Origin of the sequence: Mesorhizobium sp. ESP7-2 (genome assembly GCF_020164715.1) — a bacterium.
In the GTDB taxonomy this organism is placed as follows: Bacteria; Pseudomonadota; Alphaproteobacteria; order Rhizobiales; family Rhizobiaceae; genus Mesorhizobium.
Genome location: NZ_JAIUGQ010000072.1, coordinates 1 through 15,438 on the forward strand (window position 1 = coordinate 1; position 15,438 = coordinate 15,438).

A 15,438-nucleotide genomic window follows, 5' to 3' on the forward strand; every position below is an offset into this window, starting at 1 on the left:
GGGTCGTGTCCCATCGAGTGGTGTAGCTGGCGGTTACGAAGCCGCTCGCGAGCGCGCCGTTAGTAGCGCTGTAGCGAGTGAGCGGGGTGTCGGTGGTCATCGGCGTTTTCCGGTAGGGTTTGGTTGTTGACGCCAACCCCATTTCGGAAGGACCACCGATGACCGACGACATGATGAACCTGCGCACGCTCGTGGAGAAGACCCCGGATGCCGATCTGCTGCGCGAGATGATCGGCTTTGCCGCCGAGCGGCTGATGGAAATGGAGGTGGGCGCGGCCACCGGCGCCGGCTATGGCGAGAAGAACCCGCTGCGGCTCGCCCAGCGCAACGGCTAAGGGACACGATCCGTAGGCCGTCACACAGTCGCGGGCTCGTGGCGATCGACCAGCGCCAGCAAAGCTACCGATCAGACTCCGAACGAGGCGGGCACCTCCGGTGTGCACAGCCCGTGATCTGGTTGAACTGCTCGGCATGGGCGATCTGAACGTTTGCGCGAAGCCCTGCTGCTGAAACCGCACTTCAAACTCTGAGACCGAACAGATGCACTTCAAGCCAATTGCTATTCCTGTGAGAATCGCCTCTTTTTCTCCAAGGACCAATCGCAACGCAGTTTGCTGAATCCATGGTCCCCAATCTTGAAGGCGACCGGCGTCTGCCCCGCCCCCCCGACCGGCGTCGGTCGCCTCACTCTTCTGGCAGGTTCAACTGTAGCTAAGTTTCGGACTAGCTGCTCCTAGTCGCGAGCAGTGACGGAGTACCCGTTGCCGTTAACGCAGGTTAATGCGCCGGACGGACGACGCATGCGAAGGTGACGTTGGTGGCTCCGACTCGACTCTTTGGTTAGACGTCGGACCCAGAGAGAGAAACCAATGAGGCACAATCGCCCCGTGATCTCCGCCCTTGATTTTGATGTGATAAAAAACACTCTCAAAGCGATAGTTGCCGAGGGCGGCATCCCTAAGTCCGAATGGGAGCAACAAGCTCGTGATCTCGTGAGAATTTTCTCCGGCACCGGGCCAGACGAGACCGTGATTGCAGTTCTGCTTGAGACCTGCCGGACCTGCATAGGCAACACGTCCGGAAGGGAGCAGCCTCCCTTCACGCGCGGTGGCGGTGCTCACGTAGGAGGGCATCAAGAGAACTGCTTGCCAGAGGCCGTCGCCAAAGGCGTAGAGTAGACGGCGCTGTTTCGTTAGCGTTGAGCGATGGTAGCCTTTCCGATTAGATCGTTGGGTGTGTTGGAACGGCCTCAGGCTTTAGCCTTTCGCTTCGTTAATCGGACTTTGGTCCCGGTTGCTTCCGACCGAAGCCCAGCATCCGGAACCTTCGATTTTGCGTGGAGTTGGGTCGCGGCCCGTAATTTCGTCACGTGTGATGCTGGTGGAAGATGGCACTCTCCCGACGATTGCTGATGTGCAAAATGACCCTCGACTGTCCCCATTGCGGTTTCGCTTTGAAGAGGGCAGGCAGTTGGTTTCAGGTCATTTCCTCGCATCGATGCGAGGGGTGCCAACGCCAGTTTCGGATCACCTATCCCGACAAACTCAGACTCTTCGCCAAGCATGAGCAACTGCCAGCACTCGAAGAGGCTCAGCGCTTAGCCCAGATTCCAGCAGAGTGATCTCGATCAAATCGCGGGCGTCCAGATCACAACTTCCGCCCCCCACACTGGCCTGCCAATCCAACGGATTATCGAACAATGCTAGATCGAACTGTCACATCCCGTGCCTTGGGTATGCGCGTCGCCAGCCTTCGAGCCAGAATGCAGGCGGCCGAGATCACTGAAGGCGAATTGATGACCTTCCAGAAGGTCGTCGCGATCATGGAGGACGGACTAGGTCGTATCGATGGCGACTATCTTATCGCGGCCTCCTTCGTCAACGACCTGGCGCCGGACAACGTGGCCGACCAGGCCGACACTCAGCAGACTTTTTGACTCCCGTGCCGAAGCAGCCAAAGCCGCAGGCGACCTTGTGGGAGCGGGAATTGCCCGCGTTCGGATCGCCGCTATCGGACCCTATCGCGACGAGTTGGCCGGCTTGGGGATCGCTCCAGCCGCCATTCTTACCGCGATGTTCAGCGGAAGCGCGCTTCTGGCCTTTGTGATCAACCCTCATGGCGCAGGGCTCTCGCCGACAGCCCTGGCGGGGCTCGCTTACGCCAGCTTGCTGGCGGGCTGATCGGATCGATGGCAGCTGCCGCGGTGAGGCCCGTGGATTTGGATCCGGTCGAAGGGATCGTCTTGGTGACCGCGCATGTCAATGACGCCGAACTGAGATCGCGCTGGCAGTGCTCGGCGTTCCCGCGACCTCATGCATGGCCGAAGCGGCATGATCCTGCCACCAGGCTGATAGCCCGCCCCGGCGTTTCCCGGCCCGGGCTTCCTCATCCGGTGCTGCATTGGATAATCGACGGATGCTCTTCAAGAGCGGTGATCGTACGGCGCTAGGGTGCGCTCCGCCGGAACAATTTACCTCCGCTAATGTTCAGGGGAAAACTTAGCGGAGCCTAATGTGAGATTCTTGCCCATTCAGGAACCATGCGACACGTGGGCGGTATTCGACACCGCGATCGACGAGCCGGCCGAGTTTGCAGGTGAGTGCCTCATTGGCCTCACAAAGGCTGCCGCTATTTTGCTCGCTGCCAGAGCTAACGAGGACGAAAGAAAAAACCGTTGCCGGTGTGAATCGAGCGTCAACGCAGGGGCTCCCGTTGGGGGTCTTCAGCAGCAATTGCGTGTCCAGTCGTGGGGATGATGAGTGACGAGGCCATGGCTGCTGTATTGGCTTCACGGGATTACGAAGTGCAGGTCCTCGGTATATTCGACGCGGCGAATAAGAAAGAAGTTGCCGTTGAACTTTGCCGTTTAGGGGAGGCAGTTCAGTTTAGCGCAAATGCGTCAGTGTTGGGCTCGGACGCCAGATCTTTGGATGCGGTCGACAGTGAGAGGTACGTGCTCTTGCCCGTGGGGGAGAAGAGTCATGCCTCAATCCACCGTTCGCAACTGTGTATTGAAAACTCTGACTCATGAAGATTTCGCCCTTCTACGGCTATGGATGCGTCGCGTCGCCCATCACGCCAGCTGGAGATCGTATCTCAGCCAATCGAGCTGATATATTTTCCTGAGATGGGAATCGCATCCGTGGTCGCCGCTATGCCCGGAGGGCGGCAAAGCGAAGTCGGCATCATCGACCACCGCTCTCCAAATGCTCGAATATCGGGGGCTGGTTCATGCCAAGCGCGGCGAGATCACGATTGGTGACCGCGCCGGAATGATCGCAATCACGAATGGTGCCTATGGCGAGGAGGAGCAACGTCACTTCGACATCACCACCGGCTGATTGTTCGGAATCGGACAGATTTGGGACGCTGATGACCGAAGCTACAATCCGGCGACAGCTTCAGGGTTCGCTACGCCGCGAGTGGTCCGATCAAGGGGTAAGGATCGTAGCTGAAGTGCCCAACGTCACGGTCTCGCGATGAAGAAACCCGCATAGCGCAAGGCGTCCTACACCGGGCAATGTGTCAGAGCCTGATCAACGGCACCGCCCTTCCTTCCGGCCTGCAGGATGACTGGTTCGGCAGCGACAACCCGACTACCGCAATCCGGGCTTGCCGAAATGGAGAGCACAGGCCGAGCTATTCCGGGCTGGCCCTGAAGGCCCGCGCAAGAGGGCAAGCGAGCCGGCAGCGCCCGCTTCGCCGACGAGGTGAACAAGGTACAACGGCACTATATTCACTTGAACTAACGCTTGCTGTTCCTGGCCCGCTGACTATGGTTGAGCATTCCTGAGGCGGCACGGGATATGGACTTGCCTCGTCGATCAGTTCGATCGCACCTGCTTGGTTTGATCGCCGCCGCGGTTATCCCGGTATGGCTGTTTGCCGGCTATTTGCTGGGCCAATATGCCCTGCATGAACGATATCGTTTCGAACAGGATGCCGTGCAAACGGCTCGACAGGTGTCGCTCGTTGTAGAAGGCGAGCTCGCAAATCTCCAAACCATCCTCGACGGCCTTTCCAAGTCCGCCGCGCTCGCCAATGGTGATCTACAAGCCTTCCACCACGAGGCACTTGATCTTGTCCAAGGGACGGACCGGATCATTGTCCTGCGCGACCTTGGCCGCAATCAGCTGGTGAACACCGAAATCGGCTACGGCGCCGCTTTGCCGTCCGTCGAACCGATAGCTGTAGCTGACCGCGAGAAACTCAACCGTTCCGGTGTTTTCCTCAGCGATGTCTTCGCCAAACGGTCAGGCGAATACCGGGTTGCTGTCGCCATTCGGGTGCCCGCCCCGAAGGGGGAGGACCTGCTTCTTTCGCTTTCTGTACCGACTGCCCGGATCCGCGATGTTTTGATGCCGGCCGTACCGGAAGGATGGATCGTGGGCGTCGGGGATCGCGACGGAAATTACGTGGCACGTTCCAAGTTGCACGACGAATGGACCGGAAAGCGCGGATTGCCGGGATACGTGGAAAAGATAGTTGGGCGCTCCGGCTCGTTTACGTCCCGCAACTTCGAAGGGGTGACGCTGCTGGCAGGCTACTATAGATCCCCGTACTCTGACTGGTTCTACACCGCAAACGTGCCTCTTTCAACTGCGCAGGCGCCGCTCTGGCGCTCGCTTGCCGCCATTTGCGGGATAGGTCTCCTGTCGCTCCTTGTTTCCGTTGCTCTCGGATATGTCGTCGGCAAGAGATTTACCCAGGCCGCCGCAGAACTGGCGACACGCGCCGAGGCGCTCGGTCATGGCCGCAGCGTCGAACCCCTGTCGACTTCGGTTACGGAGTTCGCCGCCATTGCCCAGGCGATGGTGGACGCAGAGCGTGCGATCGCCGAACGGCGGTACGAGCTGGAAGCGGTGTTGGAGACAGCGCCGGCGGCGGTCTGGTTTACATACGATCCGAAAGCCCTTCAGGTGATCCGCAATCGCTTCGCCGCCGAACTCATGGGCCTGCCAACGGATGCGCACAAGTCCTTCGGCAGGCCCGATCTGGTCATCGACACCGTGGCCGTCAAGGACGGCCACGTAGTGAGCCGCCAAGACCGCCCTCTTAGCCGCGCCATGCGCGGACAGCTGACCGATCATGAAGAGTTCGCCTACACGCTGCCTTCAGGTGTCGAGCGCTTTCTACTTTCCAGCGCACGTCCAATTCGCAATCCGGCCGGCGGCATTATAGGCGCCGTACAAATCAGTCTCGACATCACGGACCGCAAACGCGGTGAGGAGCAGCTCAAATTGTTGACCAATGAGCTGAACCATCGCGTGAAGAATATCCTTGCTGTGGTTCGGTCCATTGCCTCCCAGACACTGCGCAACGCCACAAGTTTGCCCGAGGCAGGGCGCACGCTCTCCAGCCGTCTCGTCTCGCTGGCCAAGGCAAACGACCTGTTGACCCAGCAGAACTGGAGTGGCGCCGACGTCAAGGATCTGATTGCCACATCAGTCAGCTCACACGCACCGATCGACCGCTTTAAGATTAGCGGCGAGTCGGTCTGGCTACCACCGAACGTCGCTCTTTCGGCCGCTCTGGCTTTTCATGAGCTTACGACGAATGCGCTGAAGTATGGAGCACTGTCAAACGAAACAGGCACGGTGTCGATTCGATGGAAGCTTCTCGGTCAAAAACAGCATCGCTGGCTCAACCTGGAATGGCGCGAACGGGGAGGTCCACCTGTTGAACCGATCGAGCGAAAGGGCTTCGGCACGCAGCTCCTCGAGCGCGTGTTTGCGTCCGGCACGTCAGGACGCGTCACTCTGAAGTTCCAGAAATCGGGACTGGTCTGCACCATGCGAGTGAATTTTGCGGCGGGCGATAGCAATTTAAGGCATTGAGCGCGCGGGCAAACCCGGGTCTGTGTCCGGAGTGAGCGCGGACCTATGACCGCGGCGCCGGCTGGTCGAGGTTGGCAGATCGCAGGGGCTTTGCGGTGCTCTTTCCAGAACAGCAGCGCAGTGACAATGCCAATCTTTGTTTCAACTGGTTCATTCCAGATGACACCCGACGAGGCTCGGGTGAGGCACTTTCGATTCGTCAAATGATAGAGGCAGTGATGGTCGCTCAGGATTCGGACCGCACCAGGATCTTCGTTACCGGACTTTCCGCCGGCGGGGCAATGCCCGCCGCGATGCTGGCCACTTACCCGGAAGTCTTTGCGGGCGGGGCCATCCTAGCTGGTCTACCCTATGGCAGCGCCACTACCCTGCCGCAGGCATTCGACCGTATGTCATGGCGGCCCAACGGCGAAGCAATTTGGCTTCGGCAGTCAAGCAAGCAACCGGTTACTCCGGACCATGGCCGAAGCTCTTTGTCTGGCATGGAAGCGCCGACACGACGGTCAGCCCCGTCAATTCCAATCAACTCGTCGGGCAGTGGCTTGCACTTCATGGACAAAGTGAAGCTCGAGCCGACACCGAGGAGCGCCAGGCCTATCGCCGCGACGTTTGGAAGACTGCTGCGAATGAGGAGTCGTCGAATCCTACCTCATCTCAGGCATGGCGCACGGAACAGCTGTGGACTCGGCAGACGGCTTGAGTGACGGCGGACCTTTTATGATCGACACCGGCATATCGTCCACTTCGCTTATCTCCCGGTTTTGGGGACTAGCCGGCAACAGTCGCCGACCAGATTGGGGCGACATTCGTCTTTGGCGGTCGCGCACCCGCCGTTCGAACTGGCGGGCCGTAGGAAGTCCGGTGGCGAATGGATGGCTTCAGCCTTGTTGAGATCGGCACCGGTTTCGACCTCAATCCTGGGCCGCAACCTCACGCCCAAAAATCGGCCGGCTCTGGTTGGCTCGCTCTCTCCGTGGCCCAGGGGTTCATCTGTATAAGAATGGACGACAATTGCCGCGTCGCTCGAGTTAGGTGAGCGACGATGCAATCTCCCGCGCAATGTCATGGACCCCGCACTAATTGCTCGGCCGCATGCGCTTGGCTGCACCTCCGATCGCGTTGCGGAAGGCAGCATCGAAATTTACGCCGGCAACCTCCCACCTGGTGTCTTCTGTACTAAGCGGCATGCGCCAAACCGCATGCCAGCCCGGCTCGTTGGTTTCCCAATCGAGGTGCCCGACCAAGATCGCGTCAGCGCCCAATCTGGATTTCAGTCTGGCCAGGCTCTCATGAGACATAGCATCAAGCTGTTCCTGCGCGATCGCCGACAGATCGGCCTCTTTCGCGAATATGATCGGTATCGCAAAGCGCGCCGAAGCATCTTCAAAGCTTGCGCGCAGCTCCGATCCGTGGGCGCCGTCGGCGGCCAGCACATAGCTGCGCGCCATGTCGGTCACTTCGACGACGAGCGCCAGCTTTGGGCGCGCGCCTAGCCACGGCCTCTCTCCCAACACCCCCATTGCATGGTCCATCCGCTTCCGGTCAAACTGGAACGTGAGATCGAAAGGACGATCACGTGTGCCCTGCTCATCGTGAATTGGAGTGCCGAACATACGGTCATGGTAGGTGTAGGACCAAACCATGCCAGGTGCCCCGGTCGCCAGTGAAGAGAAGGCAGGATTTTGCCCGATGTCGGGATTTCCGGTCAGCTTTTGCGCTGCCAGTTCGAAACCCTGCGGGATGGCGGGGACGCGCGTTTCCTCGCGATCTCCGGTGACAATCATCTTTGAGCGATAAAGTACATCGTCGTCTGCATGCGCCGCGACCGCAAACGCAAACCAGGACAGGAACGTCAACAGTGCCTTCTTCATTGACCCGCCCTGCCCTCTTGAGTAACTGTTTATGAGGTTACATACTGGTGGTGATGGAATCAACCGAATCTGTCCGGACCTACCTCTCCCCGCATGGACACATGCGCATGCTGGGTGGCGCGCCCGCACTTGACATTGCCAACACATTGCACTGGCGAGATGGGGCCGAGATCGATTTCATTCCAACCTACCAAGACCTGCTGGACTTTTGCATTCCGGCCCTGTTGCTGTCGGAAAATGAAGGGCGGGTCCTCAAGCGTCTCTCCCTAAATCACCAAGGCGTCGCCCGCGATGTGCATCTCGAGGTGCTAAAGTTACGCGCAGCACTCAAATCGTGGCTCGATGCGACGGTGCAAAACCTTGACGGTGGTCTCGTCTCGAAACGCACCGCCTTGCGCGGCATTCATAAAGCGATAGCGCAAGCGGGCGGATCGGCAGGCCTTGGCGAAATCCTGAACCTCACATCCGCGTCGACACATCAAGCGATTTACCTGCCCCTGCGCCGGTCGGCCGCAGCCGCCGTCATGCTAGTCCTGTTCCCGTCAGGAAACGATATCCGGCAATGTGAGGCTGACAAATGCGGCGGCTTCTTCGTCAACGATAGCCGCTCAAAACCGAGACGCTGGTGCTCGATGAACAGTTGCGGCAACCGCGCCAAGGCGGCGCGCTATCGCCAGGCACATCGGAAAATGTTCCGGACCCGAATGGGTGACAAAGGAGTGTAAGCGCGGCAGGCCCCAAGCACAGTGCTGCCGTCGCCAGCCTCCTTCTCCGCCGATTTAAAGCTGACTAGACCTGCGACCGACGGCGCTTGTCGCCCAGCCGACCTCTGGGCCTCGCTGATAGCTTGCGCCTCGCCTTCCTCGGCCACCGCCTCCCAACTCTGACATTGAGCTGACGCGCCGCTATATGGGCTTGTCCAGTCATGCGCGTTTCACATACCTAAGGTTTGATTGGGTTCCAGATGAAGGAAAGCTGCGAGTGGCAGACCAGCAGCGTTGTAAGCCGGCTGGTGGGGGGCCTGGGCGAATTCCGCCAATGCGTGCTCGACACCACCTGACCGCAGCTCTTGTAAGCTCCATCTGCTGCAGAACCTGGTGGGTAAGCATTGCAAGCCTGGCGTCGCGGTATAACGCGCTGTGCTTCACAGTTCCGGTATAAGTCTCCGATCAGTGGCCCCTCCCGGGTCGTAGTTTCTCTGCGCCAATCTCCGGAGGCACGGTTAGTTCCGGCGGCCCAGACGACACGCGTGACGTAGATTGTTGGCCGGTTGAAAGACCGGACTTGATCTGAAGCTCGACCGACCTGGTGTTGTCTACCTGCTGATAGCAAGCGCGCCTCCCCTGTGGACATATAGCTAACCCTCCGACGGGAGGAACATTGGCCCGTACATGAAGTTCGGGAGCCGATTGGGATCCGATGTTTGATTGGATCCCGGAAGGAAATCCAATGACCGAAGATCTCTCACGCAGGCAGGAACGGCGTGGTACAGCTCGGATCTCCAGTTGGGCGGTGGCTCTGGCCGCCCTCATTTTTCTGGGCCTGCTCGCCTTTTTTATGTTCGCGCCGTTGTCAAACTCTTCGCGGCAAGCAACGCCGCTTAAGGTTGCCCCCGAGCAGAACCAAGGGGCCAACGCACGCGCGAACACTTCGCCTCCCCCAGACTGAAGCACCAGGCAGGGACGCGCCGTATCGACCCGAGTCCGAAGTTCGGGAGCCTCCCTGGCAAACGTCTTTCCCTCCTTGTGAGCTGCCGGCTGGCTCCATCCGGCAGGCGCTTGGTGAAACTGTTGAGGGAGTGCAAACTCAGAGGAGCCGCTGTCGATCCCCCGTCGAGGCGCCGGGTCGGTGTGGGAACAGCTTTCATGTCGAGCCCGCCGCCGTTCGCTGTCCGACGAACCGGAGGACGGCCAGCCAGCCACCCTCGATCGTGGTCGTGACCATCAAGATGCTTCCACATTGCTTCGTCGGGCGGCGGCCGAATGCCTGTCGATCATTGCCTGGCAAACACGCCCTGGTAGCTCTGGCCCGCGAGAGTGTAAGTTGCTGCCAAGGTCCCATCGGGCAGCATCAGGAAGCTGACGTCCGAGCCGTTCGGAAGGCGCCCGAGCTTCAACGTGGTCCCGAGGATTTTTCCCGTGCCCGCGGCCTCTCCCGGATTGTTGTCGCCCAGAATTCCCCATGCGTAGTTGACCGTGACCTTCCCGTTGGCCGAAACGGATTGAACATCGAGCCTGCCTTGGGATGTTCCCTGCAATTGCCCAATCCAAGTGCCCGTAAATGCAGCGTACCTTGGAGGGACGTCCTTCCCAGGAGGGACTATCGTGAGCGACTGATCCCCTGCTGCCGAGCCGGCTGGCACCGCGGCAGCACTCAAGGCGGGTTGGGGAGCAATGAAGGCGGGCGCGGCATGCCCCGCAGCGGCGGGTTGGCGCACTTCTTGGGCGGATTGGCATGCAACCAGGGCAAATGCTGCCAAAGCTGGCGTAAGGTTCCGCATCAAATCGTCCACTTCTCTAGGGAATGCCCAACAACGAACTTCCTCCACACGTTCGCGCCTCGAAGCGCCCTTCCCGGCGGATCAGCCTAAGCTTACCTCAGCAACAGCCCATCGAGGCATTATCAGTTCGCAATTAACTATGACAACCCCAGAACAAGCAGCGATGCTTCGCGTTGCTAGCGGGCGGCAGGCATTGTCAATGCCGGAACTGCGGAGTGGGCGGGACGTTGACCTGCGTCTGGCGCGCCCTTGTCCTTGAGACCATCGATGTTCACTTTCTCTTCGCCACCGGGATCGAGAACAGCGCTCCTACGATCAAGGAGGCCGGGAGCGGGTCGACGAAATGGAGAAATGCCGCTTCTACGAGCGATGGCGGACCGACTTCGAACTCGTCCAGGATCTGGGGCTTCGCTTCCTCCACTACGGCCCCCAATTCACAAGAGTGGTTGGGTGATGGGCACTACGACTGGACCTTCGCCGATGAGACCTTCGCTGACCTGAAGGCCAAGGACATTCTTCCGATCGTCGACCTCTGCCATTTCGGCGTCCCGGACTGGGTCGGCAATTTCAGAACCCGGACTTTCCGCGGCTATTCGAACGCTACGCTCACGACTGCGCAACCCGCTTTCCGTGGATCCAGCTCTATACGCCGGTCAATGAGATGTTCATCTGCGCCACCTTTTCCGCCCGCTGGGGATGGTGGAACGAGCAACTGAGCACCGACACTGCCTTCGTCACCGCCCTCAAGCACATCGTGAAGGCCAATGTGGTGGCTATGCGAGCGATCCTGCAGGCGCGGCCGGACGCGATCTTTATTCAGAGCGAATCCTCGGAGTACTTCCACGCCGACTCTCCCGAGGCGATCGGCAAGGCGGACCGCTTGAACAGCCAGCGTCTCCTATCGCTTGACCTCAACTGCGGACATTGGCGTCGATGCGCGCACTTATTGCTACCTGCTCTTTTGCATGTGGACCGGATGGGGCGGCTCTAGACCAAGGCAATGGCACTAGTCTAGCTCAGGTTCCGTTCGCGCCAATGCCGCTCTATGCGCGCCGGTGCCTGGGCCTCCGGTGCGCACCAAGCCGATGGTCAATGTCGGCAGGTCCTCTATTGTCGCGATCTCGCCATGACACGCGGCTTGACGGCAGCTTTAAGATGGCCGTCAGCGACCGGGCCGGACGTGGGCGCCTTCCCTCCACGATCCCGCCGCGCGTTCCAATCGCCCGTCCGGCGATCTAGGGTTAGCGGACGTCCGGCCAGACGCCTTAAACATGGCATGTCCCTGTCCGGTTTCAGAGATGTAATCGAAAAAGGTTCCAGCTCGGCAAATCTGGATTCCGGCCTTCGGGCGGCATCCGTCGCAAGCCGATAGTCTCTGGCAAGCAGTTCCCGCGACGCTACAGACTACGGCGTGTGTCTCCTCGTCCCGAGCACACGAGCGCGTGGCGGATGCTCCCATGCGGACAGAGCCGACTATAAGTCGATGAGGTGCCCTACGAGCAGGGCTGCAAGCTGCGCGATCTAGCCGGGTCGTATGCTGCCATGGTTAACAACCATCGGCCCTTAGCGATCTTACCATGCGAATGACAATCGGATCGTAGGGGATTTTTTCGTCGCGGCTATAACTGACCGTAAACAATGCAGCGCGGTCGCCGCAGACTTTGATGGCGCGAACATACAGGACCTGGCCGTCTTTCAGTCCTGAATAGCTGGCCCACTGCGGCGTCACTCGCTTATAAGTCAACTTCCAGCCGATCCTTCTCATTCACTGCCATGCGATGTTCAATCTCGGTGCGAAAACTTGGATTGCCGAGTTGCGCTCCCCAGACGGCAAGAAACGCCTTGTTTTTGCCCTCGAAGGCCGCCCCTTGATCGGAATGCTGAGTCAGCACAAACCCAGGTGGAACATCGAACACAAAGCCGAAGTGCCTGATTCCGAAGGCTTGCCATCCCTGAGCACCGAGCGGTGATGTGGGCATAATCCCGACAACCAAACTCAGCAGAATATGGGGAACATGCCTCATGAGTTGGTCCTATCGCGCCGGCACCCCGCGCCAGCTCTGTGGCACCACGTCGAGCAGCATCGGCTCGACCCAGACGTTGGTTTGGTGATCAGTTGGCAGGTTGCCGTTTGGGGTCTTCCGGTCAATGGCATCCGGCAGATCCCTGGTGATCCTTGCAATTAGCTCCTCGCGCGAAAGGCCGGTTGCCTGGAAAGCGCTTCCAGGATCTGCGCGTCTATAGCCGTTTCCACCTCGTGTGGCTTGATCGGCTCGTTCGGCCCAGCGCCAACCCAAGAGTCCGCCTTCGAGCCTGCACCTGCATTTCTGAAGCGGTCGAGAATATCGCCGAGCGCGGTGCCGGAAACGCCCTTGGTGACTTGGTCCAGAATCCCACCGTGGGGATTGTTTGAATCGCGCTCTCCCGCTCCACGGATCATCTCTGCGATGCCGCGGTTTTGATAGGCTAGGACCCCCAGCATAGCGATCGCAAGTCTTCCAAAATTGGCCACTCGTTCCTCCTCTGGTGTCGACTATGGAGAAGGTCGCGGCCTGCCAAAAGTTCCGCAATTGGCGAAGCAAATATTAGGCTGGCTTGGAAACTGACGACCCGTGGGTCATGACCATCACCTCATTGAACACCGGGAAGCCGGGCTGCGCGAGACCGCCAATCAGCGGGTGACGGTTGGTGAGGACGTCAGCGGCGTCGCGGCGTATCGCCGAGACCGAACCCGACGCAATGCTGGAAAGAGCCACAATCGGCCAGGACCGATCTAAAAATGGCTAGGAGACGCGCTGCGACTCGCTGTTGGACACGAGCCCTGGCGCGCAGGCGGCTGCTTCAAGGCGTCGACGTGAGCTTGCCTTTTCATGCGGTTTCGCTCGGCGCTTAGCAGCTCTTCCTCGCCCGTAAGGCCGTTCAAGAAAAGCTTGAGGACATGGGAAGCGAGTGTCTGTGCCTGGCGGCTGTTAAGCGGAACAGCCTCCTCTTTGCAGGCGGTCCGGCACACGCGGGCGAGCATCTCCAGTTCGTCGGGCATGACGACTTGACCAGGAAACAACATGGCTTCCTTTTCCTTCAGATGTGTATTTGATGGCAGAGCATGACTCCGCCGGCATATTGAGTCATTAAGAAATGACAGAGCAGCCGACTTAGTCCGAAATGGTACGGATTCTTGGCGGACGTTTGTGGGCTCGTGGACATTCGAAAGGCGAAACGACCAGTGGCGACCGAGCCCGCGCTGTTGCGACAAAGCGACTTGCCTTCACGAGCCTTGGCATCTCCGCCTTGTCAGCGCGACCGGACAGCGATTGCAGCAATGTTCCAATCGGTCAATCCAGTTTGAAAGGGCCTCGGAAGCTGAGCGGCAATGTCGCTGACCCGTGCGCCAATCGTTCGCCTGGCGCCGCTAAGCGCGTGGCGGCAATTTTTCTGATTTGATCAATCGCGTGGCTGGCTTGGGCCGGCTCCGCGCTGCTGCCGACCCGAATTCGGTTCCAGGCTTAAGCCTGCGATTGCCGTGCGCCTAGAGCGGGATGAGATTAGCTTTGGTCATAGCCTGAGTTTTCGAAGTAGTGTGAGCACTCTGTCGGTGTGACGCGGTCGAGGGTGTGGCCGATGGCGTCGCAAACGGCTTCGACGGTTCGGCTTGCTGCCTTTCTCAGCCAGTGCTTGAGCTTTGAGAAGAGCTGTTCGATCGGGTTGAGATCGGGTGAGTATTTCGGCAGGAAGAAGAGCCTAGCACCGGCGGCGCGTATGACGCGGCGCACCGCCTGCCTTTGTGCGAGCCGAGATTGATGGGGTGGACGCCCCCTCACGGCATCGCTGTGCCAAAGTGGTGTCGTTGATCATCACTTGAACGGAGGCGTCCATGTTGGAAGTTAACACAATCGGATTGGACCTGGCGAAGAACGTGTTCCAAGCGCACGGCGCAGATGCATCGGGAACTGTGCTGTTTCGGAAGAAGCTTCGCCGCGACTACGTACTTCGGTTTCTTGCCGATCAGCCGGCCTGTACGGTTGCCATGGAAGCATGCGCCGGCGGCCACTATTGGGCGCGGGAGATTGCGAAGCTCGGGCATGAGGTCCGGCTGATAGCTCCAGGATACGTCAAGCCTTTTGTGAAGCGTCAGAAGAACGATGCGGCTGACGCCGAAGCGATCTGCGAAGCGCAGAGGCCGACCATGCGGTTCGTCACGGCGAAGAGCGAAGAGCAGCAGGCTGCGGCTATGGTGTTCCGCGTTCGCGATCTCGTGGTTCGTCAGCGGACCCAGACGATCAATGCGATACGGGGCCATCTTGCCGAATTCGGTCTTGTATCCGCACAGGGCCTCTTTCATGTTGCCAAGCTTGTCGCGGCGATTGAGAACAAAGATGCCGCCATCCCCGAAGCAGCCCGTCCGATCCTGTCTCTGCTGGTTGCGCAGTTGCGGTCGCTGGATGAGAGGGTGGCCGTGCTCGACCGCGAGATCGCCCGGCGCGCCCGGGAGGATGCAGAGGCCCGGCGCTTGATGACCATTCCCGGCATAGGTCCGATTACCGCAACGGCACTTGCTGCCCTGGCTCCATCGGCGTCAACCTTCAAGAGAGGCCGCGACTTCGCCGCATGGCTCGGCCTGACGCCGCTGCAAAGGTCTTCAGGCGGAAAGCAAAAGCTCGGCGAGACATCCCGCATGGGCGAACGAACCCTACGTCGCCTGCTGATCATTGGAGCGAGCGCGACCGTGCGCTGGGCCATGCGTAGAGGATCGGCGGCGGATCCCTGGCTTTCGCGGATGCTTGAGCGCAAGCCACCCATGCTGGTGATCGTCGCGCTAGCCAACAAGACGGCGCGCATCGTGTGGGCATTGATGGCCAACGGCGGAACCTATCGAACGCCGGCCATAGCAGGATAGTCCGCTCCCTGAGCGGGCTGCCATGGTGTGAGAAGGTCAAACGGAGAGTATGGCGCTACGGTCAAGAGACAGGATCGGGAAAACCAGATCATGGATACGCGCCTTGAGCGCGCCAGATTGTTTTGGACCCGCTCCGCGAACTCCCATACGGGCCCGCGGCATGTGATAGCCGCAACAGAGGCCGGACACATGTCAGCACCCGACCACACTCCGAGCTCTTCGAAAAGATTCTTCTTGCATCAACGGGGGCGTCCACACATGTCCATGACAACGATGTCGCCGGGGTGCAGGGTCGGGGCGAGAACTTTCTCGATATAGAGGAGGAACCTTTCGCCG

At 59.6% G+C, this 15,438-nt stretch carries 11 protein-coding genes and 3 pseudogenes; 9 read left to right on the top strand and 5 right to left on the bottom strand.

Translation table 11 applies throughout. From position 1 onward, the window contains the following. Window positions 1–158: 158 nt before the first annotated feature. The 5 genes and pseudogenes from LB543_RS32700 to LB543_RS34270 all read left to right on the top strand — a co-directional run. Window positions 159–332: pseudogene (locus tag LB543_RS32700) on the top strand (IS256 family transposase); the annotation flags it as partial. Between the two features lie 1,430 nt (window positions 333–1,762). After that, window positions 1,763–1,936: a hypothetical protein gene (locus LB543_RS32705; protein WP_318013033.1), complete on the top strand. Its 174-nt coding sequence runs from the start codon at window positions 1,763–1,765 to the stop codon at window positions 1,934–1,936. A 1,270-nt stretch (window positions 1,937–3,206) separates the two neighbouring features. After that, on the top strand, window positions 3,207–3,341 hold the full coding sequence (locus LB543_RS33995; protein ID WP_263489404.1) for a hypothetical protein: 135 nt from the start codon (window positions 3,207–3,209) through the stop codon (window positions 3,339–3,341). 465 nt (window positions 3,342–3,806) lie between these two features. Continuing rightward, window positions 3,807–5,837 (top strand): sensor histidine kinase, encoded by a 2,031-nt coding sequence (locus LB543_RS32710; protein WP_140762613.1) that lies wholly within the window; start codon window positions 3,807–3,809, stop codon window positions 5,835–5,837. 50 nt (window positions 5,838–5,887) lie between these two features. Then, window positions 5,888–6,541: pseudogene (locus LB543_RS34270) on the top strand (PHB depolymerase family esterase); the annotation flags it as partial. 372 nt (window positions 6,542–6,913) lie between these two features. Here the strand turns inward: LB543_RS34270 and LB543_RS32720 are convergent. Then, complete coding sequence (locus LB543_RS32720) at window positions 6,914–7,708, bottom strand: DUF2066 domain-containing protein (RefSeq protein WP_181182972.1); 795 nt, start codon at window positions 7,706–7,708, stop codon at window positions 6,914–6,916. A 107-nt stretch (window positions 7,709–7,815) separates the two neighbouring features. Here LB543_RS32720 and LB543_RS32725 point away from each other — a divergent pair, with 107 nt between their 5' ends. Further along, window positions 7,816–8,433 carry a CGNR zinc finger domain-containing protein gene (locus LB543_RS32725; RefSeq protein ID WP_210241199.1) on the top strand — a complete coding sequence of 206 codons (618 nt, stop codon included), beginning with the start codon at window positions 7,816–7,818 and terminating at the stop codon, window positions 8,431–8,433. Between the two features lie 724 nt (window positions 8,434–9,157). Beyond that, the gene (locus tag LB543_RS32730; protein WP_140762605.1) at window positions 9,158–9,376 is read left to right on the top strand and encodes a hypothetical protein; all 219 of its coding nucleotides are present in this window, start codon (window positions 9,158–9,160) and stop codon (window positions 9,374–9,376) included. 325 nt (window positions 9,377–9,701) lie between these two features. On the opposite strand, the gene LB543_RS32735 is transcribed toward LB543_RS32730, so the two are convergent. Beyond that, window positions 9,702–9,965 carry a hypothetical protein gene (locus LB543_RS32735; RefSeq protein ID WP_181182971.1) on the bottom strand — a complete coding sequence of 88 codons (264 nt, stop codon included), beginning with the start codon at window positions 9,963–9,965 and terminating at the stop codon, window positions 9,702–9,704. A gap of 904 nt (window positions 9,966–10,869) precedes the next feature. On the opposite strand from LB543_RS32735, the gene LB543_RS34115 reads away from it, so the two are divergent. After that, the gene (locus LB543_RS34115) at window positions 10,870–11,199 is read left to right on the top strand and encodes a hypothetical protein (RefSeq protein ID WP_318013034.1); all 330 of its coding nucleotides are present in this window, start codon (window positions 10,870–10,872) and stop codon (window positions 11,197–11,199) included. Window positions 11,200–11,941: 742 nt separating this feature from the next. Here the strand turns inward: LB543_RS34115 and LB543_RS32745 are convergent. The 3 genes and pseudogenes from LB543_RS32745 to LB543_RS32755 all read right to left on the bottom strand — a co-directional run. Beyond that, window positions 11,942–12,232 (bottom strand): hypothetical protein, encoded by a 291-nt coding sequence (locus LB543_RS32745; protein ID WP_224617237.1) that lies wholly within the window; start codon window positions 12,230–12,232, stop codon window positions 11,942–11,944. A gap of 158 nt (window positions 12,233–12,390) precedes the next feature. Next, window positions 12,391–12,720, bottom strand: coding sequence for a YidB family protein (locus LB543_RS32750; protein WP_318013035.1), 330 nt, complete (start codon window positions 12,718–12,720; stop codon window positions 12,391–12,393). Between the two features lie 1,030 nt (window positions 12,721–13,750). Further along, a pseudogene (locus LB543_RS32755) lies at window positions 13,751–14,004 on the bottom strand (transposase); the annotation flags it as partial. A 75-nt stretch (window positions 14,005–14,079) separates the two neighbouring features. On the opposite strand from LB543_RS32755, the gene LB543_RS32760 reads away from it, so the two are divergent. Further along, entirely contained in the window at window positions 14,080–15,102 is a 1,023-nt protein-coding gene (locus tag LB543_RS32760; RefSeq protein ID WP_140811836.1) for an IS110 family transposase, read from the top strand. The last annotated feature ends 336 nt before the right edge of the window (window positions 15,103–15,438 follow it).

Excerpts from the sequence above, each read along its gene's own strand:
- LB543_RS32720 (WP_181182972.1), bottom strand. The coding sequence starts at position 7,708 with ATGAAGAAGGCACTGTTGACGTTCCTGTCCTGGTTTGCGTTTGCGGTC.
- LB543_RS32710 (WP_140762613.1), top strand. The coding sequence starts at position 3,807 with ATGGACTTGCCTCGTCGATCAGTTCGATCGCACCTGCTTGGTTTGATC.
- LB543_RS32745 (WP_224617237.1), bottom strand. The coding sequence starts at position 12,232 with ATGAGGCATGTTCCCCATATTCTGCTGAGTTTGGTTGTCGGGATTATG.
- LB543_RS34115 (WP_318013034.1), top strand. The coding sequence starts at position 10,870 with ATGTTCATCTGCGCCACCTTTTCCGCCCGCTGGGGATGGTGGAACGAG.
- LB543_RS32730 (WP_140762605.1), top strand. The coding sequence starts at position 9,158 with ATGACCGAAGATCTCTCACGCAGGCAGGAACGGCGTGGTACAGCTCGG.
- LB543_RS32725 (WP_210241199.1), top strand. The coding sequence starts at position 7,816 with ATGCTGGGTGGCGCGCCCGCACTTGACATTGCCAACACATTGCACTGG.
- LB543_RS32705 (WP_318013033.1), top strand. The coding sequence starts at position 1,763 with ATGCAGGCGGCCGAGATCACTGAAGGCGAATTGATGACCTTCCAGAAG.
- LB543_RS32760 (WP_140811836.1), top strand. The coding sequence starts at position 14,080 with ATGTTGGAAGTTAACACAATCGGATTGGACCTGGCGAAGAACGTGTTC.
- LB543_RS33995 (WP_263489404.1), top strand. The coding sequence starts at position 3,207 with ATGCTCGAATATCGGGGGCTGGTTCATGCCAAGCGCGGCGAGATCACG.